This is a genomic window from Bradyrhizobium tunisiense, assembly GCF_042263385.1.
GTDB classification, from domain to species: Bacteria; Pseudomonadota; Alphaproteobacteria; order Rhizobiales; family Xanthobacteraceae; genus Bradyrhizobium; species Bradyrhizobium tunisiense.
Genome location: NZ_JBHLEV010000002.1, coordinates 242122 through 268352, shown reverse-complemented (window position 1 = coordinate 268352; position 26231 = coordinate 242122). Strand labels below are relative to the sequence as shown.

At 64.2% G+C, this 26231-nt stretch carries 26 protein-coding genes and 1 pseudogene; 15 read left to right on the top strand and 12 right to left on the bottom strand.

What is annotated here, in order from left to right; all coding sequences use genetic code 11:
- The first annotated feature begins 3 nt into the window (after positions 1-3).
- From ACFDR6_RS08575 to ACFDR6_RS08550, 6 genes and pseudogenes are all read left to right on the top strand, one after another.
- Complete coding sequence (locus tag ACFDR6_RS08575; protein ID WP_375858046.1) at positions 4-591, top strand: acyl-CoA dehydrogenase family protein; 588 nt, start codon at positions 4-6, stop codon at positions 589-591.
- Positions 477-1235, top strand: a complete 759-nt coding sequence (locus ACFDR6_RS08570; protein WP_375858045.1) for an acyl-CoA dehydrogenase family protein — start codon at positions 477-479, stop codon at positions 1233-1235. The genes ACFDR6_RS08575 and ACFDR6_RS08570 overlap by 115 nt, the downstream gene beginning before the upstream one ends.
- Positions 1236-1252: 17 nt before the next feature.
- Positions 1253-1801: an NAD(P)H-dependent oxidoreductase gene (locus tag ACFDR6_RS08565; RefSeq protein WP_349643069.1), complete on the top strand. Its 549-nt coding sequence runs from the start codon at positions 1253-1255 to the stop codon at positions 1799-1801.
- 54 nt (positions 1802-1855) lie between these two features.
- Positions 1856-2611: pseudogene (locus ACFDR6_RS08560) on the top strand (alpha/beta fold hydrolase); the annotation flags it as partial.
- Between the two features lie 69 nt (positions 2612-2680).
- Entirely contained in the window at positions 2681-3124 is a 444-nt protein-coding gene (locus ACFDR6_RS08555) for a cupin domain-containing protein (protein ID WP_239623030.1), read from the top strand.
- 48 nt (positions 3125-3172) lie between these two features.
- On the top strand, positions 3173-4450 hold the full coding sequence (locus ACFDR6_RS08550) for an MFS transporter (protein ID WP_317239978.1): 1278 nt from the start codon (positions 3173-3175) through the stop codon (positions 4448-4450).
- Between the two features lie 86 nt (positions 4451-4536).
- Here the strand turns inward: ACFDR6_RS08550 and ACFDR6_RS08545 are convergent, their stop codons facing one another.
- Genes ACFDR6_RS08545 through ACFDR6_RS08530 form a run of 4 tightly spaced genes read right to left on the bottom strand, consistent with a single transcriptional unit; the run spans position 4537 to position 6628 of the window.
- Entirely contained in the window at positions 4537-5115 is a 579-nt protein-coding gene (locus ACFDR6_RS08545; protein ID WP_212092508.1) for a TIGR00645 family protein, read from the bottom strand.
- A 33-nt stretch (positions 5116-5148) separates the two neighbouring features.
- Positions 5149-5793 (bottom strand): TerC family protein, encoded by a 645-nt coding sequence (locus tag ACFDR6_RS08540; protein WP_375858044.1) that lies wholly within the window; start codon positions 5791-5793, stop codon positions 5149-5151.
- Positions 5790-6152 (bottom strand): hypothetical protein, encoded by a 363-nt coding sequence (locus ACFDR6_RS08535; protein WP_317239980.1) that lies wholly within the window; start codon positions 6150-6152, stop codon positions 5790-5792. The genes ACFDR6_RS08540 and ACFDR6_RS08535 overlap by 4 nt, the downstream gene beginning before the upstream one ends.
- 2 nt (positions 6153-6154) lie before the next feature.
- The gene (locus ACFDR6_RS08530) at positions 6155-6628 is read right to left on the bottom strand and encodes a TerB family tellurite resistance protein (protein WP_375858043.1); all 474 of its coding nucleotides are present in this window, start codon (positions 6626-6628) and stop codon (positions 6155-6157) included.
- A gap of 527 nt (positions 6629-7155) precedes the next feature.
- Between ACFDR6_RS08530 and ACFDR6_RS08525 the strand changes: the two genes are divergently transcribed.
- Both ACFDR6_RS08525 and ACFDR6_RS08520 read left to right on the top strand, forming a co-directional pair.
- Positions 7156-7983 carry a class II glutamine amidotransferase gene (locus tag ACFDR6_RS08525; protein ID WP_375858548.1) on the top strand — a complete coding sequence of 276 codons (828 nt, stop codon included), beginning with the start codon at positions 7156-7158 and terminating at the stop codon, positions 7981-7983.
- A gap of 18 nt (positions 7984-8001) precedes the next feature.
- Positions 8002-9231, top strand: coding sequence for a carboxylate-amine ligase (locus ACFDR6_RS08520; RefSeq protein ID WP_375858042.1), 1230 nt, complete (start codon positions 8002-8004; stop codon positions 9229-9231).
- Positions 9232-9492: 261 nt separating this feature from the next.
- Here ACFDR6_RS08520 and ACFDR6_RS08515 read toward each other — a convergent pair whose 3' ends face one another.
- The gene (locus tag ACFDR6_RS08515) at positions 9493-9801 is read right to left on the bottom strand and encodes a hypothetical protein (RefSeq protein WP_249153907.1); all 309 of its coding nucleotides are present in this window, start codon (positions 9799-9801) and stop codon (positions 9493-9495) included.
- Positions 9802-10177: 376 nt separating this feature from the next.
- Here ACFDR6_RS08515 and ACFDR6_RS08510 point away from each other — a divergent pair, with 376 nt between their 5' ends.
- Positions 10178-11317, top strand: coding sequence for a hypothetical protein (locus ACFDR6_RS08510; RefSeq protein WP_375858041.1), 1140 nt, complete (start codon positions 10178-10180; stop codon positions 11315-11317).
- Positions 11318-11336: 19 nt separating this feature from the next.
- On the opposite strand, the gene ACFDR6_RS08505 is transcribed toward ACFDR6_RS08510, so the two are convergent.
- Positions 11337-11540 (bottom strand): hypothetical protein, encoded by a 204-nt coding sequence (locus ACFDR6_RS08505; protein ID WP_375858040.1) that lies wholly within the window; start codon positions 11538-11540, stop codon positions 11337-11339.
- A gap of 429 nt (positions 11541-11969) precedes the next feature.
- Here ACFDR6_RS08505 and ACFDR6_RS08500 point away from each other — a divergent pair, with 429 nt between their 5' ends.
- Together ACFDR6_RS08500 and ACFDR6_RS08495 are read left to right on the top strand one after the other, a co-directional pair.
- The gene (locus tag ACFDR6_RS08500) at positions 11970-12977 is read left to right on the top strand and encodes an alpha/beta fold hydrolase (protein WP_375858547.1); all 1008 of its coding nucleotides are present in this window, start codon (positions 11970-11972) and stop codon (positions 12975-12977) included.
- A gap of 35 nt (positions 12978-13012) precedes the next feature.
- Positions 13013-13162 (top strand): zinc finger domain-containing protein, encoded by a 150-nt coding sequence (locus tag ACFDR6_RS08495; protein WP_317239985.1) that lies wholly within the window; start codon positions 13013-13015, stop codon positions 13160-13162.
- A gap of 14 nt (positions 13163-13176) precedes the next feature.
- Here the strand turns inward: ACFDR6_RS08495 and gor are convergent, their stop codons facing one another.
- From gor to rpiA, 3 genes are read right to left on the bottom strand one after another with little or no spacing between them, the layout of a single operon-like run.
- On the bottom strand, positions 13177-14565 hold the full coding sequence (gene gor, locus ACFDR6_RS08490; RefSeq protein WP_375858039.1) for a glutathione-disulfide reductase: 1389 nt from the start codon (positions 14563-14565) through the stop codon (positions 13177-13179).
- A gap of 46 nt (positions 14566-14611) precedes the next feature.
- The gene (locus ACFDR6_RS08485; RefSeq protein ID WP_212092518.1) at positions 14612-15154 is read right to left on the bottom strand and encodes a DUF2059 domain-containing protein; all 543 of its coding nucleotides are present in this window, start codon (positions 15152-15154) and stop codon (positions 14612-14614) included.
- Positions 15151-15870, bottom strand: a complete 720-nt coding sequence (gene rpiA / locus ACFDR6_RS08480; RefSeq protein WP_212092519.1) for a ribose-5-phosphate isomerase RpiA — start codon at positions 15868-15870, stop codon at positions 15151-15153. Before rpiA ends, ACFDR6_RS08485 begins: the two co-directional genes overlap by 4 nt.
- A 169-nt stretch (positions 15871-16039) precedes the next feature.
- Here rpiA and ACFDR6_RS08475 point away from each other — a divergent pair, with 169 nt between their 5' ends.
- The 4 genes from ACFDR6_RS08475 to ACFDR6_RS08460 all read left to right on the top strand — a co-directional run bounded on the left by ACFDR6_RS08475 (position 16040) and on the right by ACFDR6_RS08460 (position 20511).
- Positions 16040-16714, top strand: coding sequence for an HAD family hydrolase (locus ACFDR6_RS08475; RefSeq protein ID WP_375858038.1), 675 nt, complete (start codon positions 16040-16042; stop codon positions 16712-16714).
- Positions 16715-17058: 344 nt separating this feature from the next.
- Complete coding sequence (gene moaA / locus ACFDR6_RS08470; RefSeq protein WP_375858037.1) at positions 17059-18078, top strand: GTP 3',8-cyclase MoaA; 1020 nt, start codon at positions 17059-17061, stop codon at positions 18076-18078.
- A gap of 169 nt (positions 18079-18247) precedes the next feature.
- The gene (locus tag ACFDR6_RS08465; RefSeq protein ID WP_212092522.1) at positions 18248-18829 is read left to right on the top strand and encodes a TRAP transporter small permease subunit; all 582 of its coding nucleotides are present in this window, start codon (positions 18248-18250) and stop codon (positions 18827-18829) included.
- A gap of 26 nt (positions 18830-18855) precedes the next feature.
- Entirely contained in the window at positions 18856-20511 is a 1656-nt protein-coding gene (locus ACFDR6_RS08460; RefSeq protein WP_212092523.1) for a TRAP transporter large permease, read from the top strand.
- Between the two features lie 60 nt (positions 20512-20571).
- Here ACFDR6_RS08460 and ACFDR6_RS08455 read toward each other — a convergent pair whose 3' ends face one another.
- The 3 genes from ACFDR6_RS08455 to ACFDR6_RS08445 all read right to left on the bottom strand — a co-directional run bounded on the left by ACFDR6_RS08455 (position 20572) and on the right by ACFDR6_RS08445 (position 26195).
- Positions 20572-21834, bottom strand: a complete 1263-nt coding sequence (locus ACFDR6_RS08455) for a sensor histidine kinase (protein WP_375858546.1) — start codon at positions 21832-21834, stop codon at positions 20572-20574.
- 85 nt (positions 21835-21919) lie between these two features.
- Positions 21920-22594 (bottom strand): response regulator transcription factor, encoded by a 675-nt coding sequence (locus ACFDR6_RS08450; RefSeq protein ID WP_212092524.1) that lies wholly within the window; start codon positions 22592-22594, stop codon positions 21920-21922.
- 235 nt (positions 22595-22829) lie between these two features.
- Positions 22830-26195, bottom strand: coding sequence for a DUF7379 domain-containing protein (locus ACFDR6_RS08445; RefSeq protein ID WP_375858036.1), 3366 nt, complete (start codon positions 26193-26195; stop codon positions 22830-22832).
- Positions 26196-26231: the final 36 nt, after the last annotated feature.

Here is a 26231-nt window from a genome sequence, read left to right as displayed (position 1 = left end):
ACCATGAGCCTTTCCATGCAACGCGCCGCCAGGCCTTCCACGACGCCATCAGTGGCCGAGTTCCACGCGCGCCTCGACGCCGTGCTGCCACTGGTCGAGTCTCGTGCGGCCGAGGCCGAGGCGCAGGGATATCTCACCGACGACGTCGTCGCCGCGCTTCGCAAGGCCGGCATCTACACGATGCTGTTTCCCCGCGAGGTCGGTGGCGCAGAGCTTCTGCCATACGACGCCATGACCGTGATCGAGCGCCTTGCCTATACGCATGCATCCGCCGGATGGTGTGCGATCGGCAACAACATGGAAGGCACGACGCTCGCCATCTATGTCGAGGACGAGGGCATCAAGAAGGTCTTCGCAAAAGGCGCCGACATCACCATCGCCGGCAACGGCGTCCCGCGGGGCTTCGCCCGTCCGGTCGACGGCGGCTACATGATCCGCGGCAACTGGGCCTATGGCAGCGGCATCCAGCATGCCGAATGGGTCCACTCCGCTGCTTCGTCACCGACGCCTCCGGCAAGGACATGGTGTTCGGTCCCAACGGACAGCCCAAGATCGTCGTCACCCACCATCCGCGGGCGACCATCAAGCTGATGGGCAATTGGGACGTGCTCGGCCTGCGCGCCACCGGAAGCTTCGACTACACGCTCAGCGAGGGCGACGAGCTGTTCGTGCCGACACACATGACCTACGATTTCGACATAGGTGCGCCGCGTCGCGGCGGGGTGCAAGGCGCGCTGGGGCTCGCGGGCTATAGCGCCTGGTCGCACTCGGGCTGGGCAGTCGGGGTCGGCCGCCGCATGCTCGACGAACTCGTTAGGGTCATCGTCCAGCGCCAGGATCCCTTCGGCAAGTCGTGCGAGAGCGCCAGCTTCAAGTTCCAGTTCGCGCAGGCCGAGGCTCGTTTTCGCGCGGCACGCGCGCTGGTGCACGAAACCTGGAAGGAGGTCTCCGAGACCTGCGCCGCCGGCGAAAGTCCGTCGCTGGCGCAAATGACAATGATCAAGCTGTCGCTGCGCCACATCCACGACGTCCTGTCCGACGTCTCGACCTTCGCGCACCGTGCAGCCCGGGGCGCCTCGCTGCACAACACGCCGATGCAGCGCTTCTATCGCGACATCCACTCGGGCACCCAGCACATCCTGATGGCCGACCAGATCGTCGAGGAATGCGGTCGTGCGCTGCTCGGCCTTCCCGGGCCGGACGCGCAATGGACGGTGTTCGGGGTGACGGGCTGAGCGAGCAGGAGGTCGGCGTGAACGGATCCCGTATCGTTGGCTTCTGCGGCAACAGCTGGCGGCCGGCAAGATCGCGCGTGCTCGTCGAAGCCGTTGCGGCCGATCTCCTGACGCTGCACGCGCTCAAGACCGACATCCTCGACCTCGTCGATGCCGGCGAGGGCATCGCCGCGTTTACCCGCAACGGGCTCGACGACCGCGCGCGCGACCTCGTCGAGGCGATCGAGCATGCCGATGGCCTGGTGATCGGCTGCCCGGTGTTCCAGGGCTCGTATCCCGGCCTGTTCAAGCATGTCTTTGACCTGATCAAGCCCGGCGTGTTGCGCAATCGCCCCGTGCTGCTGACAGCAGTCGGCGGCGGGCTGCGCCATTCGCTGGTGGTCGAGCATCAGCTGCGTCCGTTGTTCGGGTTCTTCGAGGCCTGCACGGTATCGACCGCGATCTATGCAAGCAGCGACGAACTGGCGTCGGGCGACCCCCTGGCGCCGATGACTGCCGCTCGCCTCGCCAACGCCGTGGAACAATTCGCAGCGCTCGTCGGCGACCGCCAGGCCAACGCCGCATGATCCCTCTTCCGCTGCGGTGCCCAGACAGGCTGCCTTCAACCGGAGACATCCATCATGCTTGAGACCGCCAAACCCTCGCCCGACCTCACCGGCTTTGCTCGCACGGAATACGTGATCAACGACGTGCGCACCGTCGTTCACACCATCGGAAGCGGCCCTCCGCTGGTGTTCCTGCACGGTACCGGCACGTTTACCGGCTTTGAGATGGCACGCGACTGGGCGAAGCGGCACACCGTCATCATTCCTTATCAGGCCGGTTTCGGCGACTCCGGCGATGCGGTCTGGATCGATACGATCGAGGATCATGTCCTGCAGACCACGGACTTGCTCGACAAGCTGGGACTGGCGAAGTTCGATCTCGCCGGGTTTTCGCTCGGCGGGTGGCTCGCCGCCGAGTTCGCCATCCGCCAGCCGCATCGCGTCGGCAAGCTAGTGCTGGTCGCGCCCGCCGGCCTTGTGGTTGCCAGCGCGCCGGCGCCCGGCCTGTTCGAAATCGCGCCACAGGATTTGCCGGCCTATCTCGCGAACGATCCTTCAAACGCGCTCCGTTACTTTCCCAGGTCGCCGGATCCTGCATTCGATGCCCGCCTCGGACGCGAAGTGACCGGCTTCGCCAAGCTGATCCGCAACGATCCACAAGGAAATCCGAAGCTCGCGCACTGGCTGCACCGGATCACGATCCCGACGCTGGTCTTGTGGGGCGCCTCGGATCGCCTGCGACCAACGGCGCAAGCCGAAGCCTGGAAGGCGGGGCTACCCGATGCGCGCGTGACGCTGGTGCCGGATACCGGACATCTTGTGTTCGAGGAAACGCCCTCCGCTGCGCACCACGTCACCGATTTTCTTTGCCGAGTAGCTCAGACAACAGAGGACACCACCATGATCGAGATGCCGCCGGGCGTAACCCCTGCCAAGGACGGTTTTGGGAACATCGTCTGGAACATTCTGGGCCAGACCTACACGCTCAAGCAGCACTCCGAGGCGTCGATGGCCTGGCATGCCGTGTTCCCCCACGGCACCTTCGTGCCGCCGCACGTTCATCCGACCCAGGACGAGTTCGTCTACGTGCTGAGCGGCCGCTACGATCTCTGGCTCGACGGCAAGGACCTGGTGGCGACCGCCGGGGACCTCGTGCGCATGCCCAAAGGCATTCCCCACGGCATCTTCAACAAGTCCGGCGAAACCGCGACCAGCCTGTTCTGGGTTGCGCCGACACGATCGCTCAAGGAGCTGTTCGAGCGCATCCACAACCTGCCCGATCCGCAGGAGGTCGTTCGGCGTGCCGCCGAGCACGAGGTCAATTTCCTGCCGCCCCCGGCTTGATGCTCGTCTCCCGCCGAAAGCCGAAAGCTCCAACCGCGAGGATCGATCATGACGACCAACTGGACGACCATTTCCGAGAGCGACCGCCGACGGATTGCCGCCTGGCAAAAGGGCATGCTGGCTCTCGCCATTTTCTGCGAGATATTCCTCGCGGCCGACTGGTACGCCTTTGCGGCCGTGCTGCCTTTCGTCTCCGAGAGCCTGAAACTCAATGCCGCCGAGGCCGGCCTGGCGCAGGGCATCTTCGCACTGACCTATGGCGTGGGCATGGTGGTGTGGTCACCAGTGAGCCGCTCCATGACGGCGCGCAACATGCTGCTGATTGGCCTTGCCGGCACCGGTCTCGGGATGATGCTTCAGGTGTTCGTCCAGACCTATACTCAGCTCGTGCTGCTGAGACTCCTCATCGGCTTCTTCGACGCTGGCATTTTCATCGGCAACATGAAGCTGATCTTCGGCTGGTTTCCGCAGAGCCGGCGCGGCTCGGTGGTCGGAATCATCCTTGCAGCCTACAGCCTCGCCATCACACTGGATTTCGCACTCGGCATTCCCCTGACCATTGCGACCGGATGGCGGACCTTCTTCGCAGTACTGGCGGTCGGCACCCTGATCGTCGCCGCGATCGACACCCTCGTCGTTCGCAATAGCCCGCGCGAGATCGGCATCGCCGACTTCACCTGGGGCAATGAGACGCCTCAGAAGCACCTACCTCTTGGCGAAATCTTCCGCTCGAAATGGATCGCGGTCGGTGGTTTCGGCATCGTGGCCTGTACCTTCGCCATCGCCGGCACGGCCACCTGGGTGGTCCCAGCCTTCATCACCGTGCAGCACATGCCGCCGGAAGCCGGCGCCGTCATCGGCACCGTGATGGGGCTGTCGCAGGTGTTGTTCCTGGTGATCGGTGGCTACATGTCCGACCGGCTCGGCAAGCCCTTCATGATCAAGCTCACCGCGGGGCTCGCCTTCCTGACCGCCCTGATGTTCCTCTGGAGTGTCGTCACGCCGATGCCGTTCGGGATGCTCGTGCTGTTCGCAGCCCTCAGCGGTATCGCGCTGCTCGGCGGCGGTGCGATCTTCGCGCTGCTCAGCGAAAAATACTCCGACGCGCTTGCACCGGCGGCAATCGGCTATGCAGAGGTATTCGGCATCTTGTCGGCTTTCGTGGCGCCCTGGATGATGGGAACCATCATCAACGCCTCTTCCGGCGCGTTCACCGGGGCTTTCGTCGCCTTCGCCGTGGTCGAGTTGATCATCGTCGGCCTCCTGCTAATCCTCGCCCGCGAGGACGTCAGGCAGGAAGCGGTCGTCGGCAGTCCAGCCGAATGAATAGCTTGGAGCGGACGGGACCGTACCTTGAGCTCGCGGGCAAAAACCATCAACGGACGCCGGCACCTCCCGTCAGAGGGGCGCCCTCACTGGTGAGCCTGCTTGCGATTGCTGCCCTCGCTGAGGCGGTCGACCCAGGCGATGCCGACTGCCGAGACGATGAAGGTCATGTGGATCAGCACCTGCCACATCACGCCGGTCTCGGTGAAATTGCTGCGCGTGGTGCCGAGATTGCCGGCCTCGATGAAGGTCCTGAGCAGCGAGATCGAGGAAATGCCGATGATCGCCATCGCCAGCTTGATCTTGAGCACGCTGGCATTGACGTGGCTCAGCCATTCCGGCTCGTCAGGATGGCCGGTCAGGTTCAGCCGGGAGACGAAGGTCTCATAGCCGCCGACGATCACCATGATCAGCAGGTTCGAGATCATGACGACGTCAATCAGCCCGAGCACGACCAGCATGATCTGCTGCTCACTGGCGTCGAACGAGTGCGCAACGAGGTGCCAGAGCTCCTTCAGGAACAGCAGCACATAGACGGCCTGCGCGACGATCAGGCCGATATAGAGCGGAACCTGGAGCCAGCGCGAGCCAAAGATGAGCTGGGCGAACAGGCCGAGCCGCGGCGGCACGGCCTTCGCCGAAGGTGCCTTGGGTTCGGACGTCATGAATCACTCCGGATGGCGGAAAGAGTTGTCGCGTCAGAGACTCGCGATGACGGGCGCGAGTTCCAGGGTGCCCCGATAGATCATTTCGAACGCGACGTAAATGATGATGGCGAGACCGATATAGGCGATCCAGCGCTGCTTCTGGAGCACGCGGCCGAGCAAGTCGGCGGCGACGCCCATCATCGCGACCGACAGCAACAGGCCGAAGGCGAGGATGTAGGGATGCTCGCGCGCGGCGCCGGCGACCGCGAGCACGTTGTCGAGCGACATCGAGACGTCGGCGGCGACGATCTGAATCGCGGCCTGGCCGAAGGTCTTTTGCTGCACAGGCGGCGCAGCAACATCCGCGCCGCCGCCATGGCTGACCGCCAGCTGCTTCGAATGCGCCGCCTGCTCGCGCAACTCACGCCACATCTTCCAGCACACCCAGAGCAGCAGCACGCCGCCGGCGAGCAGCAGGCCGATCACCTGCAGGAGTTGGGTGGCGACGCCGGCGAAGGCGATGCGGAGCGCAGTCGCGGCGGCGATGCCGACGATAATGGCACGGCGACGCTGCTCGGCCGGCAAGCCCGCCGCGGCAAGGCCGATGACGACGGCGTTGTCGCCGGCGAGTACGAGGTCGATCAGGATGACCTGAAACAGCGCGGTCAGGGCCTCAGAGGTGATGAATTCAGTCATGATTGATCATTTTTCGATGCAGATAAATCGAGCCAATGCGGTTTCTTCCGCTCGACCCAATCCAGGACTTTCGAACGTGACGAGCGCAGCGCAGGCACGTCCTCGGCAAGCAGCGCGAGGCCGAGCGGCAGCATCCAGACGCCGAGAATCGGCAGGAAGGAAAGCACGCCGCCGACGATGAGCAGCGCGCCCGAGGGAATCCGCACCCAGCGGTTTGACGGTTTGAGCAGATAGGTGACGGTGTCACCCACGCGCGGCGGCAGTCGATCGACGAGCTTGTCGAGGCGCGGGTCGCCGCCCGCCATCTCGCTGGCGGAACCCGCGGCCTCGGTCGTACGCTCGTTCGATACTGCGCTCATGCTTACTCCTCTGCGACCATGTGCCGTTCGGTGCGCCTGTTACCCGACGCGACCGGCTTCGCGCGGGGCAACACCAGCGTCAGCAGGCGCAACAATTTGATCGCCTGGTCTTCATGGGGATGGACATCCTCATCCGCCGCAGCCACGCGCTCCGAGAGCTCCATCAGATGGGACGACAGCGGCAGGTTCGAAACGGGCCGCAAGGTGTCGATCACGACATTGGCAAAATCCGGCTCCTCGAGCCGTTCGGCGAGTTCATCGAACATCGCATAGAGCCGTTCGTCCGGAATGTGCGGCGCCAGCTTGCGATCCCTGATGAAACGGATCACCTCGTCGCGCTCAACCGGCGAAACGCTCCGGTCGGCAACCGCAACCAGCGCACCCACGATCACCAGCGCGACCGCAGCCTGCTCGTTCAGGCTGGACGGTTCCGTGATTTCGATCCCGATCGGACTTGAGGATTTGGCGGCAGACATCGTTGCTCCCTTAACTTGCGAAATGGCCGCACGGAGCTGCGATGGGGGACGAATGGTCGGAGAGAACGAACAGGGCCCGACGATCGGCCAATCCATCGCATTCGCGCGGGATAGGTCATCCGACATCACGAGGTTTGCCGACATCGTCGGCGTCCTCGCCAGAGGGGCCCGGATTCTTGTTCGCTCTAGAAATAAAGGTCGGCCTGTCGGAATCAAGACGGCCCGTCTGCGACCAGCCGCCGCATCGGTTCCATCGTCCTGAATAATTCCGCCCGGAACGCTTGAGGCCCGTGGCCGCGCAGCCGGATCCAGGACGGGACGCGGCCAGCCGCTCGCATCTGCCCCCGGCCCTGCGTTTTCATCGCAAAAGGCGCTGCGCCGCGGCTCGATTCCGAATTGCGTCGTTGACTGCTCGTCATGCTCGACGGTGCCCGCTGGACCCATCTCTTGGCTGCCGGAACATCAACCGGCCGCTCGGGTTGGTGCATCTCACCACGCATGTTGTGACGAGAAGCCGCAAGGAACCCATGTGCCGCTGGATCGCATACCGGGGCGAGACAACGTCTTTCGAGCCCTACGTCACCGAGCCCGAGCATTCGCTGGTTGCGCAGAGCATCCGCTCGCTGCAATCCACGGCGGGCTCGAATGGTGACGGCTTTGGGCTGGGCTGGTACGGCGAACATCCGGAACCGGGCCTTTATCGAGAGACGCGTCCGGCGTGGTCGGACGAGAACCTGCGCTATCTTTGCCGCCATCTGCGCTCGCATTTGTTCTTCGCGCATGTGCGCGCGGCCACCGGCACGGCGGTGACGCGGCAGAATTGCCATCCCTTTGCCTGCGGCCACTGGCTGTTCATGCACAACGGATTCGTCGGGAGCTGGAATAGGCTGCGGCGCAAGGTCGAGGCGCTGATTCCCGATGCTTTTTATCCATCGCGGCTGGGCACGACCGACTCGGAAGCCGTGTTCCTGGCGATGATGGGGGCCGGCCTCGACCGCGACCCGCTCGGCGCGACGCGGCGCGTGCTGCAAGCCCTCGTCAGTCTCGTCAATGAAGGCCAGCTCCGAGAACGGATGCGCTTCACCAGTGCGATCGCCAATGGCCAGGATCTTTATGCCTTCCGTGTCGCGGTCAACGATGCCGCCAACACGCTTTATTTCCGCGAGGACGGCGGCGAGGTCATCGTCGTGTCCGAACCCTTCGACAAGGAATCGGACTGGACCGAAGTGCCGCCGAATCACGCGCTGATCGCCCGCGCATCCGAAAGCGTTAAGATTGTTCCCTTCGACCTCGCAATTTCCAGTGAGTCCGACGCGGAACCCGTTCCTGTCAGACGGATTATCGCCCGCAGGTAGTGCCTTGCCGGGTGGCCAATGACAATTGCTTCGGACGTATTGAAACTGCTGCGCCTTGATTCCTCTCACGACAAGCAGCACCTCGTCATTCGCTCGGCCGGCGGCGGCGGCAAGGCGACTGAATATTCCTTCGGCATCGAGGAGGAGTACTTCCTGGCTGACCGCCGCAGCTTCGAGGTCGCGATCCAGACTCCCAACGAGTTGTTCGAATCGGCGAACTGGTCGACCGGCGGTCAGGCCATGCGCGAGATGCTGCAATCCCAGCTCGAGGTCGCCACCAACGTTCACGTCGACGTCAACGACGCCCGCGAGGAGCTTCGCTTCCTGCGGCGCGAGGTCGCGAACGTCGCTGCGCAATATGGGTTCGTGATCATGGCCTGCGGCACGCACCCGACAGCGGTCTGGCGCATGTCGCAGCCGAGCCCGAAGCCGCGCTACGAGGAGATGATCGAGGATCTGCGCAGCATCGGCCATCGCAACATGATGTGCGGAATGCACGTGCATGTCCAATTGCCCGATCCCGAGAAGCGCATGGCGGTGATGCGGGCGATGCTGCCGCATTTGCCGTTGTTCATCGCCCTGTCGGCATCCTCCCCGTTCTGGAATTCGCACAAGACCGGACTGAAGGGCTACCGGCTCGCCGCCTATTCCGAGCTGCCGCGCACCGGCCTGCCCGAATTGTTCGAGAGCAGGCAGGACTACGACGAATATGTCGGCGCCTTGCAGCGCTCCGGCGTGATTCCCGATGAGAGCCACATCTGGTGGGCGATGCGTCCCTCGATGCGGCACCCGACGCTCGAGCTTCGTGCGCCCGACACCTGCACCCTGGTCGAGGACGCCGTCGCGATCGCCTCGCTCTATCGCTGCCTGACGCGCCACCTCCATCTGCGACCTCACTTGTCGAAGGAGGTCACGGTGGTCGAACGCGCGATTGCGGTGGAGAATAAATGGCGCGCCCAGCGCTACGGAACCGATTGCATCTTTGCCTCCAGAGACGGACCAGTCACGATTTCGGAGCTGCTCTCCCGAATCATCGACGACATCGCCGAGGATGCGGACATGCTGGGCTGCGCCGCCGAGATCGAGCACTGCCGGACCATTGTGGATCGCGGCAGCTCGGCGGAATTCCAGCTTAGCGCGTATCGCGAAAACGGCGACGACATCGCAGCCGTGTCACGATGGATCGCTACATCAACGATCTCAGGATTGAGCGCGCCGATCGGGTGCAGCGCCCCAGCGCCGTCATAGCGCCCGCGCAAGCTTCGCGAACGAGAACGTCATTTCTGGATTTGGTACGCCGTAGAGGAAAGCATGACTGACATCGCCTGGTGCGCCGGTTGCGGCCACAGCCTGGTCCCGATCCTGTCCGAGAACGGCCGCACGCGGCGAATTGCCTCTGGTGCGAGGGCGTCGACGCACGGACCATGGACATGGCAAAGTGGGCGGACAGCCCGGCCGGCAAGCCGGATCGGGCCGCGCCTCACGCTTTTGATTGAGCTGCGCTCGGGATCAAACGCGCGCCGCCACACGCGGACGGAACACGGATTCGGCCGTGGGCAAAAGCGCTGCGGCCGGCCTTCGCGTCGGTCGGCGCCGCGGGACGAAGAAACTGTTCACGAGGATCGGCTCCTGGTCGCCGAGCGCAGTCCGCTCCTTCACGAGCAGGCTCATGACCGAGCGCATCTTCATGACTTCCTGCGCCACGAAGCTGCAGTCCTCACCACGGTTGATCTGCTCATGCATGATCGCTTCAGCTTCGCGCATACTGACGCGGAGCGCCCTGATGGTTCTGCGGATTTCGTTGATGCGGTTGTCCATGACGGCCTCCATCTCGGTCGCAGCATAAGAACAAATCATGAACACTCTGTCAATCGCGGCCCTGCCCTCTCGCGAAATTGTCCCTCATCCCGAGGGCGGTGTCGCACCGATCCGCCACCGGCGCCGCTGCACGCGCACTGGCGAGCTTGCCGACAAATTAGACAGGTCCCCGTCACGCCCGGAAGGCGGGCTTCCTCGGCGCAGCCTCTGTCGATCGGAACGGCCGTCGATCTAACCTCCCGTGCAACCACCGGATTTCTTCCGAAACGGCATGCCCGCATCGGGGCGCCCGGCCCGCTTGCTGCTTCGCAAACCAACTGGCCCAAAATTCGCAATGACGTCGCAAGCGAAGCAACGAAGCGGAGCGGAGAACGTCATGAACGTGCATGCTGCGGGCGATCTCAAGACCACCGGCCTCACCCATCCGAACGGCGCGCCGCTTCGCCTCAACACGAAGGACTTCGTCGCAATCGATCGCGACCGGAACGCGAAGTTCGAGCCGACGTATCGCCCGCAAGCCCTCTACAATCGCGCCAACGAAGGCTTTCACGCCAACAACGAAACCTTCCTGCTCCACGAAGTCGCGACCAATCTGCCGGTCTACCGTCCCGACACCGGTCCCACCGACTTCCATCTGCATCTTCCACCCGGCGGCTTTCAACTCGTGCTGGTCACCTCGGGCGCCTTCACCTTCGACTATGACGGGCGCTTCTACAATGTCGGCCCCGGCGCGGTGATGCTGCAAAGCGCGATCGTGCATCGCCAGCTGTTCTACACCTGGTCGGGACTGTCGACGGAAGAGAATTTGAAGACGCCGCAGACGGTGGTGCCGGATCCGATCTCGATGGGCTATTCGGGCAAATTCCTCGAAGCCTTCATCACCGATCCCACCACCTTTCCGAATCCGACCATCGTCGGTCCCGATCAGATCAACGAAGCCGAAACGCCGCGCATGGCCTGGAGTCATCCGCTGCACGATCGACCAGCCAATGCCGGCTTCTGGCTGCAGGATCCCTTGGCGCTGGATGCACTGTTCAAGCCGCTCGCGGACGGCTCGATCAAATCGGCACTGCCGGTTTACGTGCGCGATATCGGCATCGAGGTGCCGAGCGGCCGGCTCGTCACCGGCCACATCATCGCAACCGACCCGCGGGGCCAGTCGCTTCTGCCGAAGAGTATGTCGGCGTCCGCGGACGCCGCCTCGCTCGCCACGGGCGAGGTCGTGATCTATCGCGTCATTCGCGGCACGACGGAGTTCAAGAGGTCGTCTGGTGAGAGCTTCGAGCTCTCCGCCGGCGACGTGGTGACGGCCGGCAAGAGCTCGATCGGCCTCACAGGTGTCGGCGAGAACACCCAAGTCCTGCGCCTCGGCCTTCTCAAGGGCATGAACGAGTTGCGGAGCTGGACGCCGACGCAGCGCGACGAGATCGACGGCCTCGCCGGTCAGATCATCACGCGGAGGGACATTCGTCCGCTGCGCACCGAAGGCAAGCCGGTCGGGTATTTGTACGGCTGAATGCAGAAGGTCCCGTTGGCTATTCCGGGACCCGGCGCCCCGGAAAGGTCAGGCAGGCATTGATATCGACGGCCATCGCGTTGCGGTGTGCTTTGTTCAAGAGCGCGTCTCGCTCCGCACCGGGTTCAAGGCGCGCGGCCTGCTCGCGCAATCTCACCGCATCGGCCGCAAGACGCTCGGCAAGTGAATCCGCCTGACGGATGCGGCTGCGCTTCTCTGTCATGACAAATGTCCTTGCGGCGCGTTGGGAGAGTCGAGGTCGGTCAAGCCCGCGCATTGTCGGGCAAAGGGCGCACGACCGACGGGAATCGCGCCGCTGTAACGTCTCTCGACCACTGGTGCTGTCGTGTATCGTGCCAGCGATACATTGCATGTGGGGTCTCGATCGCCATTCACCAGAGCGCGGCGCTGAAAATACGCTCCCGGCGCCCGGCCTAACAGTGCTCGGACACGCTCGACGCGCCGATGAGTGATGATCCTGCGGGGCTTCCGCTTGAGTGACTGCCTTACTGCCGTACCAATCCCGCAGGAATTAGGAACATATCGCGGCCTCTCCTGTTGCGTCTGCCCATGGATGCATGCGTCCCCAAGATCAGGCCAAGGCGTACGCTCCCATTCTTCTCATCCAATGATCTTCACCGAAAGTTTTCAGATGCGCATACTTAAGAGACGTTCGCCATCCTTGGCGGCCACGAGCCTTCGCGTTCTTGCAGAAAATCCGGTAGCGTCCGCGATTGCCGCGACAGTCGCCTTGATGGCCACGGCCGCGGTCGTCAATCGAAAGCTGGCCGACAAGGCTCAACGCGAAAACCCGCCGCAGGGACGCTTCATCGACATCGACGGTGTTCGCTTGCACTATGTGGAGCGCGGTTCGGGCCGCCCGCTGGTCTTGCTTCACGGCAATGGCAGCATGATCCAGGATTTCGAATCGAGTGGTCTGATCGATCTCGCCGCCAAGGACTATCGCGTCATCGTGTTCGATCGTCCGGGATTCGGCCACAGCCTGAGGCCCCGAAACGTCGTATGGACCCCTGCGGCGCAGGCCGACCTCTTCAGGGATGCGCTAGCGCACCTTGGCGTCGAAAAGGCGATCGTGCTCGGGCATTCCTGGGGGGCGTCGGTCGCGATTGCCTTGGCAGGCAGGCACGCTTCGATGGTCGAGGCGTTGATCTTGGCGTCGGGGTATTATTTCCCGACGGCCCGCACCGACGCGATGATGGTGATGGCGGGGCCGGCGATACCTGGATTCGGCGATATCCTCAGCCACACGATTTCCCCGATCGTCAGTCGCCTGATGTGGCCGTCAATGCTCCGGCAACTGTTCGGGCCACGATCCGTCCCGCAAAAATTCGATGGCTTTCCGAAGTCACTGGCCGTGCGTCCATCGCAGCTTCGTGCCGCCGCCGCCGAGGCCGCGTTGATGGTGCCTGCCGCAATTCTGTCGGCGAAGACCTACGGCGAACTGGCCATGCCGGTCACCATCCTCGCCGGCGAGCAGGATCGCCTCATCGACATCGACGAACAGTCCGGTCGCCTCCATGAGGAAATCAGGCACAGCAAGATGCGGCGCGTCGCGAGCGCAGGTCATATGATCCAACAGTCGGATACGGCCGACCTGATGGCCGCAATCGACGAAGCCGCGGCAGAAACGCCGCATTGATTTGAGATGTATGAAGCTGTCGGAAAGGAACGACCATGGCCCCGAAAATCAAAGAGCGGACCTGCCCGGAGTGCAGCGGAACGGGCTTTCCTCTGTCCATGAAGGCGGCTGCGCCGGGCCGCAAAGTCTACCCGGTCAAATGCCAGGTCTGCGAAGGAAAGGGCAAGATCACCGAACCCGACTGAGGCGAACCTTAGGCCTACTCCGCCGCCTGACGCACGTGGCGCGCGGTCGGCGTGCGCATGGTGACGAGCTCTTCGGCGGCGGTCGGATGCAGCGCGATCGTCGCGTCGAAATCGGCCTTGGTCGCCTTCATCTTGACGGCGATCGCGACCGCCTGGGTGATCTCGGCGGCGGCATCGCCGACGATGTGGCAGCCGAGCACGCGATCGGTCGCGCCGTCGACCACGAGCTTCATCAGCACGCGCGTGTCGCGGCCGGACATCGTCGCCTTGATCGGGCGGAACGAGGTCTTGTAGATGTCGACGTGGCTGAATTGCGCTCGCGCCTCGGTCTCGGTGAGACCAACGGTGCCGACTTCCGGCTGCGAGAACACCGCGGTCGGAATGTTGGCGTGATCGACCCTGACCTCGCGCTTGCCGAACACGGTATCGGCGAAGGCATGGCCCTCGCGGATGGCGACCGGCGTCAGGTTGAAGCGATGGGTGACGTCGCCGATCGCATAGATGCTGTCGACCGAGCTCCTTGAGAAATGGTCGACCGCGATGCCGCCATTTGCGGGATTGATGGCGACACCGGCCTTCTCCAGCCCGAGATTGGCCACCGCCGGATGCCGGCCGATCGCGAACATCACCTGCTCCGAGGCAAGGCTCGAGCCGTTCGACAGATGCGTGGTGAATTCCTCGCCGTGGCGGTCGACCTTGCTCACCGTGCAGCCGGTGAGAATGGTGATGCCCTGCTTCTCCATCTCGCCGCGGACGTGGGTGCGAACATCCTCGTCGAAACCGCGCAGGATGTTGTCGCCGCGATAGACCACGGTGACGTCGGAGCCGAAGCCGGCGAAGATGCCGGCGAATTCCAGCGCGATGTAACCACCGCCCTGGATCACGATCCGTCTCGGCAGCTTCTTCAGATGGAAGGCTTCGTTGGACGAGATCACATGTTCGATGCCGGGAATCGCCGCGCCGTGGTTGGGCGCTCCTCCGGTGGCGATCAGGATGTACTTCGCGGTGATCTTGCGGTCGTTTTCGAGCAGGCGAATGGTGTGCCTGTCTTCGATCACCGCACGGCTCTTGACGATCTGCGCGCCCGACTTCTCGACATTGGCGGTATAGGCCGCCTCCAGCCGTGCGATTTCCTTGTCCTTGTTGGCGATCAGCGTGGCCCAGTCGAAGCTGGCGGGCGGAACGGTCCAGCCGAAGCCGGCGGCGTCCTCGAGCTCGTGACGGAAATGCGAGCCGATCACGAACAGCTTCTTCGGCACGCAGCCGCGGATCACGCAGGTGCCGCCCATGCGGTACTCTTCCGCGATCATCACGCGGGCGCCATACCCGGCCGCGATGCGGGCGGCACGAACGCCACCCGAGCCGCCGCCGATGACGAAGAGGTCGACGTCGAATTCAGCCATTGTCCACTCCGACCCCTTTCAGGAACAACCCTTCAGATAGGTGCGCTCAGATCTCCTTGCCACGCTTGCGCATCTCGGCACGGAAGGCACCCATCACGGTTTCCGCGAAGCTCTGGGCCCAACTATTCATGAACGCCATGCTCTGCCCGATCGCGCGCGGCTCGGCATCGATCAGCTTCTTGCCCAAGGGCGACTTGTAGAAAGTGACGAGGTCCTTCAGCTCCTGCTCGGTGAACTCGCTGGCATAAATCTGCGCCATGCCGTCACCGATCTCGCTCTGGCGGCCGTTGAGCTGCTGGGCCACGATCGGCGCGACCTCGTTGAGGTCCTTTTGGTAATTCAGGTTCTGCTGGATCAGCGTGCCCTTGGTCTTCTCGACCATGCCCGGCACCGCGCCCGCATACATCCCGGCGGCGTTCTTGATCTGCAGGATCTCCTTGGCTGCCGCGATCGCCGCGGGCGAGGCCTTTGGCAGGGCCGGCGCCGCGGGAGCCTTCTGGCCCGCCTGCTGCGCCACGGCCGGGGCGGCCGAAACGGCCAATCCCGCAGCGAGAGCCGCAGCCGGCAAGAATTTCAACATGCTCTTCATTCCTGGTCTCCTTTCGGCTTACGCCGTTCAATCACGCGAATTCCCTCGCCGCCCGCCAGAACGGCCGAGCTGGCCAAGCCGATGAACAAGCCGTGCTCGACCACGCCCGGAATGGCGCTCAACGCCTTGGCGAGACCGGGTGGATCCACAATACGTCCGAGCTGGGCATCGACGATCCAGTGGCCGCCATCGGTGACGAAAACGTGGCCGTCCTTGGCCTTGCGGACCGCCATTTGCCCGGAAACGCCGCATTCGGCAAATGCCTTCTCGATCGACCGGCGCGTCGCGCCGAGGCCGAACGGGATGACCTCGACCGGCAGCGGAAACTTGCCGAGCGTGGGCACCCATTTGGTATCATCGGCAATCACGATCATGCGGTCCGAAGCGGCTGCCACGATCTTCTCGCGCAGCAGCGCGCCGCCGCCGCCCTTGATCAGGTTGAGCGCGGGATCGATCTCGTCGGCGCCGTCGACGGTGATGTCGAGATGGTCGATTTCGTCCAGCGTGGTCAGCGGCACGCCGCAGCGCTCCGCATCCGCCCGCGTCGCTTCCGACGTGGGCACGCCGATCACCTTGAGCCCGGCGGCAACGCGCTCACCGAGCAGCTCGACGAAATGTTTGGCGGTCGAGCCGGTGCCAAGCCCGAGCTGCATGCCGTCCCGCACCTCCTCGAGCGCGCGCGCCGCAGCCTGCCGCTTCAACTGGTCCATGTTCACCTGTGCGCCCGCCTCTGAATCCGGAAGATGTGCCGCCGATCGTGGCCACTTGCGGCGGCCTATGTAGCCTCGTTTCTCCCCGGAGAACAGGGTCTGGGAACAGACCTATAAGGTGATCTTATGGGCCTGCCCCTTGCGTGGGCACGACCGGGCCGGTAGCGCTTGAACCATGAACTCCCCTCACACCATCGTCTTCGATCTCGACGGCACGCTTGTGGATACGGCGCCCGACCTGATCACCGCGCTGAACTACGTGCTCGACCGGGAAGGGCTGCCGCCCGTGCCGATGGCCTCGGCCCGCAACATGATCGGGGCCGGCGCCCGCAAGCTGATCGAACGGGGGCTGGAAGCGGAGGGCCGCACCGTCACTCCCGCCGACATGGACCGGATGACGGCGGACTTCATCGCCTATTATGCCGACCATATCGCGGTCGAATCCCGCCCTTTCGAGGGGCTCGAGGCCGCGCTCGACCATTTTGCGACCCAGGGCCATCGCCTTGCGGTGTGCACCAACAAGCTGGAATGGCTCTCCAAGCGCCTGCTGGACCAGCTCGACCTCAGCCGCCGCTTTGCCGCTATCTGCGGTGCCGACACGTTTGGCGTCCAGAAGCCCGACCCGACAATCTTTCGCGAGACCGTGGCGCGCGCCGGCGGCGCGGTCAAAGCAAGCATCATGGTCGGCGACGCCGGAACCGATGTCGGGGTGGCCCGGCGGGCCGGGGTGCCGGTGATTGGGGTCAGCTTCGGCTACACGGACGTGCCGATCGCCGAGCTGAAACCAGACCGGCTGATCCATCACATGCGCGACCTGCCGGCCGCCGCCAGCAGCCTGATGTCGACATAACCCCCATCAAGCCACTGAAAATTCTTTGGAATTCTGCGCGCTGCCTACGCCAAACCAAGCCTGACGGTCCGTGCGGGGTTATGTGGGTTCGTCGCAGCAGCCCAAAGCGCTTCGCCGGCCGCGCCGGCCAGGAACCCCAAACCGGCCGCGGCCGCGGGCCTGCTGCAGTCCCGACTGAGGCCGCTCCGGCCGAAGCCCGGCTGTTCCCCGCGATCCGAACGCCCGGCAGGCGCTGATTCTACGTATACCACCCGATTGTCCTCGCCGCGTCCGATGCTTAGATTGCGTCCCGAGCACCGCTGAAGCAAGGTGCGCCCGTCGCCATAAGTGACAAGGCCTCTCGCATGAACGGATCCGCCGCGCTGTCGACCCCGATGACCGATCCGTTCGGGCGGACCATCAGCTATTTGCGCGTTTCCGTCACCGATCGCTGCGACCTGCGCTGCTTCTACTGCATGTCGGAAGACATGACGTTCCTGCCCAAGGCCAACCTGTTGACGCTGGAGGAGCTCGACCGGCTCTGCTCGGCCTTCATCGCCAAGGGCGTCAAGAAGCTGCGGCTCACCGGCGGCGAGCCGCTGGTCCGGCGCAACGTGATGACGCTGGTGCGCTCGCTGTCGCGGCATCTGTCGAGCGGCGCCCTGAACGAGCTGACGCTGACCACCAACGGCACCCAGCTTGCGAAGCACGCGCGGGAGCTTGCCGATTGCGGCGTCCGCCGCATCAACGTCTCGCTCGACACGCTCGATCCCAAGAAGTTTCGCGAGATCACCCGCTGGGGCGAGATCGACAAGGTGCTGGAAGGCATCGAGGCCGCGCGTGCCGCCGGCCTCGGCGTCAAGATCAACGCGGTAGCGCTCAAGAATCTCAACGAGGACGAGCTTCCCGACCTGATGCGGTGGGCGCACGGCAAGGGCATGGGCCTGACGTTGATCGAGGTCATGCCGATGGGGGAGATCGAATCGGGTCGGATCGACCAATATTTGCCGCTGTCCCTGGTGCGCGCCCGCCTCGCCCAGCAATTCACGCTGACGGACCTGGCCGAGAGCACTGGCGGTCCAGCCCGTTATGTCAGCGTCGCCGAAACCGGCGGCAAGCTCGGCTTCATCACGCCGATGACGCATAATTTCTGTGAATCCTGCAACCGGGTGCGCATCACCTGCACGGGCACGCTGCACACCTGCCTCGGCCATGAGGATGCCTCCGATTTGCGCAAACCTTTGCGTGCATCGAGCGAGGACGTGCTGCTTGCGGATGCGATCGACCGTGCCATCGGCCTCAAGCCCAAGGGCCATGATTTCATCATCGACCGCCGCCACGATCGTCCCAGCGTCTCCAGGCACATGAGCGTCACCGGCGGCTGACACCGTCGGAATACGGCCTTATTCCCCTTAACTATCAACAAACTTCCGATTGACTGGCGGCACGCTCGCTGGTTTGGTGCGGCTGCCTCATGCCTGCGCGGCGAGACAAGCCACGCGCCAACTCGGCGCAGTCAAGACGGCCGGGGCACAATCGGGGGAGGACCTATCGTTGCAAGCGCTCCTTAAGTTGAGCAGCAGGATTGATGCGTTCACGCGCTGGACGGGCAAGCGTGTCGCGTGGCTGATCGTGCTCGCCGTGGTCATATCGGCGGTCAACGCGATCATCCGCAAGACGTTCGACACCTCGTCGAATTCATGGCTCGAGCTGCAATGGGTCCTGTTCAGCATCGTCTTCCTGCTCTGCGCGCCCTGGACTCTGCTCGACAACGAGCACATCCGCATCGACATCGTGAGCAACGCGCTGCCGAAGAAGGCCCGCAACCTGATCGACGTCTTCGGCCACTTGCTCTTCCTCTTTCCGATTTGCATCGTCATGATCATCACCGGAGTGCCGTTCTTCCAGCGCTCCTTCCACATCAACGAGCAATCCGGCAATGCCGGCGGCCTGCCGCAATGGCCCGCCAAATCCCTGATCATGATCGCGTTCGCGTTCCTGCTCGTTCAAGGCATTTCAGAGCTGATCAAGCGGATTGCGGTGATGCGCGGATTGATGCCGGATCCGCATGAATCCCAGGTGTCTGCGCTGGAGGCGGAAGTCGAGCATCTCGTCGAAGCGATCGAGAAGAAGTAGCCGTTGGCGACGGTGTAGGGGGAATAATGACCGCATTCATCATCGCCAATATGGCGCCTATCATGTTCGTGTCGCTGGTCGTGATGCTGCTGCTCGGCTATCCGGCGGCATTCTCGCTCGGCGCCGTCGGCCTGTTCTATGCCGTGATCGGCGTCCAGCTCGGCCAGTTCCACCCCGACTTCCTCCAGGCCCTACCCGAGCGCGTCTACGGCGTGATGAACAACGACACGCTGCTCGCCATCCCGTTCTTCACATTCATGGGATTGGTGCTGGAGCGGTCCGGCATGGCCGAGGACCTGCTCGACACCATCGGCCAATTGTTCGGCACCATCCGCGGCGGCCTTGCCTATGCCGTGATCTTCGTCGGCGCGCTGCTCGCGGCGACGACGGGCGTCGTCGCCGCCTCCGTGATCTCGATGGGCCTGATCTCGTTGCCGATCATGCTGCGCTATGGCTATGACCGCCGCGTGGCATCCGGCGTCATTGCCGCGTCCGGCACGCTCGCGCAGATCATTCCGCCCTCGCTCGTGCTGATCGTGATGGCCGACCAGCTCGGCAAGTCCGTCGGCGACATGTATGAGGGCGCCTTCATCCCGGGCCTCGTGCTCGCGGCCCTCTACGCCGGCTACGCCTTCCTCGTCAGCATGATCTTTCCGGCGGCCGCGCCCGGCCTGCCGAAGGAAGCCATCGCTTTCCGCGAAGACAATGGCGACCGCGGCCTGGTCTCGCTCGGCATGCTGTTCCTCGCGAGCTGCGTGTTCGGATGGTTCATGATGCGCAATTCGAGCACGCATGGCGCCGATTACGTCGTGCTCAGCATGTTCTACGGCATCGTCTTCGCCTTCGCCGTCGCGGTGGTGAACTGGCTGATCGACAAGTTCACCGGTTTCCGTTTCCTCTCGAAAATGGCGCAGCAGACCACCTTCGTCATGGTGCCGCCGCTGTTCCTGATCTTCCTCGTGCTGGGCACCATCTTCATCGGTATCGCAACTCCGACCGAAGGTGGCGCGATGGGCGCCGCCGGCGCCCTCATCCTGGGCGCGGCCAAGCGCCGCCTGAGCTGGGACCTCATCCGGCAAGCTACGGAATCGACCGCCAAGCTGTCGGCCTTCGTCGTGTTCATCCTGGTCGGCGCCCGTATCTTCTCGCTCACCTTCTATGGCGTCAACGGGCACGTCTGGGTCGAGCATCTGCTCACCTCCCTGCCCGGCGGCCAGATCGGCTTCCTGATCTTCGTCAACGTTCTCGTTTTCGTGCTGGCCTTCTTCCTCGACTTTTTCGAGCTGGCCTTCATCGTGATCCCGCTGCTCGGACCGGCCGCCGAGAAACTCGGCATCGACCTGATCTGGTTCGGCGTCATTCTCGGCGTCAACATGCAGACGTCGTTCATGCACCCGCCGTTCGGCTTCGCCCTGTTCTATCTCAGATCGGTCGCGCCGAAGGAGCGGTACACGGACCGCCTCACCGGCAAGAGGATGGAGCCGGTCACCACGGGCCAGATCTATTGGGGCGCGGTGCCGTTCGTGGTCATCCAGCTGATCATGGTCGGCCTGGTGATCGCCTTCCCCGCGATGGTGATGCACTACAAGGGCGTGCAGTCGAACATCGATCCCAACACCATCAAGATCGAGGTGCCGCAGATCGATTTGCCGCCGCTGGATCTCGGACCGCCGCAGAAGTAGCGGGCGGCAAGCGCAATTGCCCTCTTATTCCTCGCCTTGGGACCTCTCCAGGGGAGGGTATCAAGCTGCGTTCTCCGCCAATCTGAACCGCAACGTGAACTCGGCGCCGCCGCCGGGCAGGTTCTCCACCGCGACCGTTGCCGCATGATCGTCCGCGACGCCGCGCACGATCGAGAGCCCCAGGCCCGCGCCGTCGCTGCGCTGTCGGTCGCGGCGCCAGAAGCGCTGGAAGATCAGCTCGCGCTCGGCCTCGGCGATGCCTGGACCGCAATCGCGCACCTGCACCGATCCGTCCTCGCCCACTTCGACCTCGACGGCGGTGTCCCTGGCCGTGAACTTGATGGCGTTTTCGGCGAGGTTGAAGATCGCGCGCTGGAGCATCTCCGAATTGCCGTGGATCATCACCGGCGCATCAGGGCCCTTCAACGCGATGTCCTTGTGCTGTGCGATCGCGAGCGGCGCGATTGCGCCGACAACTTCGGCGCAGATGGCGTGCAAGTCCGCAGTTTCGCCGGGATCGAGCACCAGCGTGTCGAGCTCGGCGATCTCGAGCAACTGGGCGACGATGCGGCCCATGGCTTCGATGTCGGCGAGCAGCGCCTGCCGGGCCGCGCCGTCGCCCAGCGTCTCGATCCGCGTTCGCAGGATCGTAAGCGGCGTGCGCAACTGATGCGCAGCATCGGCCGTGAACTGCCGCTGCACCCGAAACCCGTCCTCGAGCCGGTCGAGCGCCTGGTTCACCGCCGTAACCAGAGGCATGATCTCGCGCGGGATCTGCTTCGTCGGCAGGCGGATATCGGTGCGTGCCGGCCCGATATTGCTGGCCTCCTCGGAAGCCTTCCACAGCGGCGCGATTGCACGGCGGAAGATGAAGATGTCGGTTGCGAGCAGGACCAGCAGGATCGGGATCGTGATCCAGCCGACCCGCCGGAAGAAATTCGAGACGATGTCGTCGATGATGACGTCGCGATGCGCGAGATCTTCGGCGACCTGGACGCGGACCGTCCTGCCGTCGATGATCCGGGTGACGCCGGCGCCGGAAATCGTATCGGATGGCCGACGCGTCGCAGCGCCGGCCTTTCTATACGAGGAAAACAGCAACCGGCCTTCCCCATCGCGAATGTCGTATTGATAGCGCCCGTAAGCGTCCGAATAGAGCCCGCGCAGACTATCGGGCAGGTTGAACGTAAGCGAGCCGTCCGGCTGGATGACGATGCGCTCCGCCAGCACCTCGGCCTGGGCGCGCATGCCGTCGCGGTGCAACTGCTCGATCTCGGAATTGAGCAGCCAGAACAGCACCAACGGCAGGACGATGGCGACCATTGCGACCGCCACGATGTGCAGGAAGACGATCCGCCAGATCAGCGATTTGAACGCGAACGTTCCGGCACGGCCACCGAGAGCCACGCTATTTTTCCTCGGACATGAGATAGCCGACCCCGCGGATGGTATGGATCACCACCTTGACGCCGTGCTCGGCGAGCTGCTTGCGCAGGCGCGAGACGTAGACCTCGACCGCGTTGGATGCGACCTCGCCTTCGAGCCCGAAAATGTGGTCCTCGACGTTCTTCTTCGGCACCACTCGCCCCTGCCGGCGCAACAGGATCTCCAGCACCGACGTCTCGCGCGCAGACATGACCCGCGGCTGGCCATCGACGAAGATCTGGCGACTCTCGGTGTCGTAGACGAGATTGGCGAGACTGAGCGAGCGTCCGAGCAGCTGCCCTGGCCGGCGCAGGATGGCCTCCAGCCTGGCCACCAGCTCCTCCATCGCGAACGGCTTCGCCAGATAATCGTCGGCGCCGCTGCGCAGGCCGGTGACACGGTCCCGCAAGCCGCCGCGCGCCGTCAGCACCAGCACCGGCAGCGGCTCCATCTGGTGGCGCAGCTCGCGCAGCACCGACAGGCCATCGCCGTCAGGCAGGCCAAGGTCGAGGATCATCGCGGCATAGCTGACGCTGCTGACGGCCTCGCGCGCCTCGGCCACGCTGCGGACGATGTCGCTCTCATAGCCGGCCGCCGCCAGCCCGCCGGCAACGAGCCGCGACAGCTCGACATTGTCCTCGACGATCAGAAGGCGCATCTTGGTCCCGCCGGATGTTCCGGTATCGCGCGCGGCTCGCGCCGCATCTGCGCTCTTTTCCAGCATTCGGCGCGCCCCGGCCAGCGAAAAGCGCACGAGGCGGTCGGCCTCTGTCAGGTCGGTGTAAGCCAATCGCGCCCGCACCCACGAGGACGGAAGGGCGGCCGTCCGGTGCCGGCCTACATCCAGCGCAGATCGAACATTTCCGCTTCCGTCCCGGAGCGGCTGCCTCGTGTCATGCGTCCCGGTTCGTCTCAGGAGCGCCTTCGACGCGCGCGAACGGATTGCCGTATACCGAATAGGCCAGCCAGGTGAGCTCCTTCCGGCTCTTGGCTGCCTCGCGAGCGGTTCGGACGGCATCCACCAGCGCATCTCCGTCCTTGAGCGAGCGATAGAACGCCTCGGCAAAACTGTAGGCCAGCTTGTCGTCCACCGACCACAGCGCTCCGACCAGCGCGCCCGCACCCAGTTCGGAGAACGGCCGCAGGAATGCATCGACAAACCCGGCGACCCCCCCGCCGATACCACGTCCCGAGCGCCCGGTCTGACAGGCATTGATGAAGATGGTTGGCCTCGGTCCGCTTTCCGCGAAGCGGGCAAAGGCCTTGACCTGATCCGCTGAGAGCGAATCCTGCGCAAAGGTGCCGTCCACGTTGGTCCCCGCCATCAAGAGGTCGGCTGTCATGACCGCCCGCTGTGCCGCTTCGCCATGGCAGGCAAAGTGCAGAACGTCGCATTCCCTGGCATCCTTCCGAAGAAAGTCGGCCACCGAGATGCTGTCGGGCGTCACTTCGCGGGGCTCGCCGAACAGCCTGGCCAGCATCTGACGTTCAGCATCGGCGCCCGCGAGCCGCAGGGCGGGATCGAGATAGGTCGGGATCACGCAATTGATGCGATCGCTGCGCATCGCAAGCTTCGGTCCCGGCCACGGCGTGCTGTGCAGCCAGCGGACCAGCCCCCATTCCGCGAGGAAGCCCTTGCCGTCCAACCCGGACTTCCGATCGTTGATGTAAAGCAGTTCCCACGGAATGAAGGGCTCCTCCGAGATGACCTGGATCGCGCGGATCGCCTCGCGATGGGTCCAAAGGGCTTCGCGGACCTTGTCGGGCAACAACTCGTTTGCCATGACAATTCCGTTTGCCTGGAGGCGCAACAGGAACTGGTCGTACAGCCGGTTCGTCGCGAGCCAGGAGTTCTCGATCCCCTTGAAGATCTCCGCAACATAGACGTCGCGGGAGAAGCCGCCGGGAAGCGTGCGCGATTCCGAAACCGCGATATTCGGATCGACGCATGCAAGATCGAAGCGCAGCGTCACCTTGCCACTGTCCACGATCTCGTAGATCCGCAGCACCGCCGGCTCGTTCGGATGTGCCGCCATGGCCAGCCCGGCCTGGCTCTGACGCAAGATCTTGCTGTCCACATCGACGAACACGGGAGCCAAGGCAAAAGACGCGAGAATGCGTGGCCCCTGCCGCGCTTCGACGAGGATGTCCGCTGCGCCCTCGGCGGTGCCTTCCACGAGGAATCGTAGCGCCTCCGCCCGTCGGTCCCGCGGTATGTCGATCTCTGCGCTGGCTTCACCGATGACCCGGCAGTTCTTGCGTGCGATGACTTCGACGACGATGGCGCGGGACGTGTCGACGTTGACCGGCGCATCCGAGGCGGTGGACGTTTGTGTTTCCGCAGCCTGGATCTTCTCGCGGGAAACCGTGACGAACAGCGGGACCGGCTTTCTCGGCGGCGGATGAGACTCGATCTCTGCGGCAAAATAGCAGGCAACGGTTCGTGGATCGGGCGAAGGTGCCGAGGGCGCCGTCTCGACTGCTCGCGGTGCCTGCCTGGGCGCAGGCGGTGCAGCCGCAGGAGCGGCACGCGTTCGCGATCGCCGCAACGTAAGTGCGTCCAATGTCGAGCCGGATCCGGGGCCCTCCCGATCACCGGCGACGACTTCCAGCTGGGCTTCGTCAGTGGACGCAGCTCTCACGGTCGAGCGGCGTGATGTCGTCCGCCGCAGCTCGAATTGCTCCCTGGCTCCGCCAGGGCGGGGCACGCCGACACCCAGCCATTCGCTCACCTTCAGCGGAACGATGTCTGTTGCGAAGTACGTGGTGTGAATGACGGCGTCCGTATTGCCGAAGGCAAACGTCGCATCGTCCGCGAGGCGCGAGCCCCGGGTTCCAAACGACGTCATCGACGCTGTATCCACCACCAGATCGTTGTCGAGCCGAAACAGGCGATTTGTCACGCGATCGGCGATGAACTCGGCGAACTCCTTCGTCATGCCCTTGCTGGGTTCGACCTGCGCGACAAAATTCGACGTGATCGCATAGTAGGTCGCGAGCCCCTCGAGAGGACCGGCAGCTCCGTTCAACTCCATGACCAGGTCGCTTGTGGGCCGCATGGCGGCCAGTCCAGGCACCCTCTGCTCGTCGATGGCGACTTCGGACAACGCCTGCACGAAACGGCCGACGGTCTCGATCCCCTGCGACACGATCGGACTGAGCGCGGCCCCTCCCGTCAGGTAGGAAACCGCACGGACGCCGGCCATGATCCCGTTGGTGTAGAGATCGATCATCGCCGCCCAGTTCTCGGGCTCGGCCAGATGCGTTCCGGCATTGGTGCAGCCGACGAAGATGGCCTTGCCGAGCCGGATGTCCGGTCGCTCGTCCGCAAGCAGATTTTCGACCACGCGATAGACCAGTCCGCCGCGGCTGTGGACGACGGCATCGATCGAGGACTTCTCGGGAATTCCGAGAGCCTGCAACGCCGCAAGAAGAGCGGCCGCGTTTTCTTCCGGCGTTGCGGTCAGGGTCTTGTGGTCGAAGCCGAGCACGGCGTCGTAGTGCTCGTAGGCTCCTGAAAGAAACGCCCGTCCGTTGTCAGAGCCCACAAGCTGCGCGAAGCCGCTCGCGGTCGACGAGAACGTGCCGTGCACCATGAGCAGGATCTTCAGCGGACGATCCTGCGGCAAGCGAGGTCGCGCCGATCCCGCCGGTGTCCATGCTGCCGGATCGAGCCCCGCTATCGTCACGAGGCCCTCTTCCCGGTCTCCGTCGATATAGTCGGTTGCCGCATCGATGGCCCGTCTGGCGACGAACTTCAGCACATAGGCGCGGACCGGATCGATCAGCTTGTCGGAGACCCAGTCAAGAACGGGACCACGCCTGCCGGTCGCCGTCGCGACTCCACGGGCGGAGCCCCTCGTTCCGGCCGTCAGCGGGAACACCAGAACTTGCCCACCACGGCGCTGCCCCGATGGACGGGCGGCCTGCTGCGGATAGGTCCAGGCATAGACACCGCCTGCCCCCTCGATCAGGACCATCGCCCTCTCGGACGGGCCGACCTCCACCTCGATCTGCGTCGGCGTCTGCGCATCCCGTCGCAGCGCGCGCGTTCCAGGGCGCGTCGGCGCTATTTCAACTTCGGCAGCGATGGTGAAGCCCGACGCCGACAACGCTCTCCTGAGATGATCCGTGCCGCTCATCCGGCTGACGGCCGCGCGGCGCAATCCCCCGCGGAGAGCGCCACCGCCAACCACCGTGACCTCGACGTCATCGGGACTTTGAACCACGATCCCGTTCGCTACCTCGATTGCAGCCATGTCTTCGCCCCTCTTCCAGACGACCTTTTGGTCACG

Bases quoted from the DNA above. Each gene is read 5' to 3' on its own strand.
- ACFDR6_RS08575 (WP_375858046.1), top strand. From the start codon at position 4: ATGAGCCTTTCCATGCAACGCGCCGCCAGGCCTTCCACGACGCCATCA.
- ACFDR6_RS08570 (WP_375858045.1), top strand. From the start codon at position 477: ATGGGTCCACTCCGCTGCTTCGTCACCGACGCCTCCGGCAAGGACATG.
- ACFDR6_RS08555 (WP_239623030.1), top strand. From the start codon at position 2,681: ATGATCGAGATGCCGCCGGGCGTAACCCCTGCCAAGGACGGTTTTGGG.
- ACFDR6_RS08550 (WP_317239978.1), top strand. From the start codon at position 3,173: ATGACGACCAACTGGACGACCATTTCCGAGAGCGACCGCCGACGGATT.
- ACFDR6_RS08545 (WP_212092508.1), bottom strand. From the start codon at position 5,115: ATGACGTCCGAACCCAAGGCACCTTCGGCGAAGGCCGTGCCGCCGCGG.
- ACFDR6_RS08540 (WP_375858044.1), bottom strand. From the start codon at position 5,793: ATGACTGAATTCATCACCTCTGAGGCCCTGACCGCGCTGTTTCAGGTC.
- ACFDR6_RS08535 (WP_317239980.1), bottom strand. From the start codon at position 6,152: ATGAGCGCAGTATCGAACGAGCGTACGACCGAGGCCGCGGGTTCCGCC.
- ACFDR6_RS08530 (WP_375858043.1), bottom strand. From the start codon at position 6,628: ATGTCTGCCGCCAAATCCTCAAGTCCGATCGGGATCGAAATCACGGAA.
- ACFDR6_RS08525 (WP_375858548.1), top strand. From the start codon at position 7,156: ATGTGCCGCTGGATCGCATACCGGGGCGAGACAACGTCTTTCGAGCCC.
- ACFDR6_RS08520 (WP_375858042.1), top strand. From the start codon at position 8,002: ATGACAATTGCTTCGGACGTATTGAAACTGCTGCGCCTTGATTCCTCT.
- ACFDR6_RS08515 (WP_249153907.1), bottom strand. From the start codon at position 9,801: ATGGACAACCGCATCAACGAAATCCGCAGAACCATCAGGGCGCTCCGC.
- ACFDR6_RS08510 (WP_375858041.1), top strand. From the start codon at position 10,178: ATGAACGTGCATGCTGCGGGCGATCTCAAGACCACCGGCCTCACCCAT.
- ACFDR6_RS08505 (WP_375858040.1), bottom strand. From the start codon at position 11,540: ATGACAGAGAAGCGCAGCCGCATCCGTCAGGCGGATTCACTTGCCGAG.
- ACFDR6_RS08500 (WP_375858547.1), top strand. From the start codon at position 11,970: ATGCGCATACTTAAGAGACGTTCGCCATCCTTGGCGGCCACGAGCCTT.
- ACFDR6_RS08495 (WP_317239985.1), top strand. From the start codon at position 13,013: ATGGCCCCGAAAATCAAAGAGCGGACCTGCCCGGAGTGCAGCGGAACG.
- gor (WP_375858039.1), bottom strand. From the start codon at position 14,565: ATGGCTGAATTCGACGTCGACCTCTTCGTCATCGGCGGCGGCTCGGGT.
- ACFDR6_RS08485 (WP_212092518.1), bottom strand. From the start codon at position 15,154: ATGAAGAGCATGTTGAAATTCTTGCCGGCTGCGGCTCTCGCTGCGGGA.
- ACFDR6_RS08475 (WP_375858038.1), top strand. From the start codon at position 16,040: ATGAACTCCCCTCACACCATCGTCTTCGATCTCGACGGCACGCTTGTG.
- moaA (WP_375858037.1), top strand. From the start codon at position 17,059: ATGAACGGATCCGCCGCGCTGTCGACCCCGATGACCGATCCGTTCGGG.
- ACFDR6_RS08460 (WP_212092523.1), top strand. From the start codon at position 18,856: ATGACCGCATTCATCATCGCCAATATGGCGCCTATCATGTTCGTGTCG.
- ACFDR6_RS08455 (WP_375858546.1), bottom strand. From the start codon at position 21,834: ATGGTCGCCATCGTCCTGCCGTTGGTGCTGTTCTGGCTGCTCAATTCC.
- ACFDR6_RS08450 (WP_212092524.1), bottom strand. From the start codon at position 22,594: ATGCGCCTTCTGATCGTCGAGGACAATGTCGAGCTGTCGCGGCTCGTT.
- ACFDR6_RS08445 (WP_375858036.1), bottom strand. From the start codon at position 26,195: ATGGCTGCAATCGAGGTAGCGAACGGGATCGTGGTTCAAAGTCCCGAT.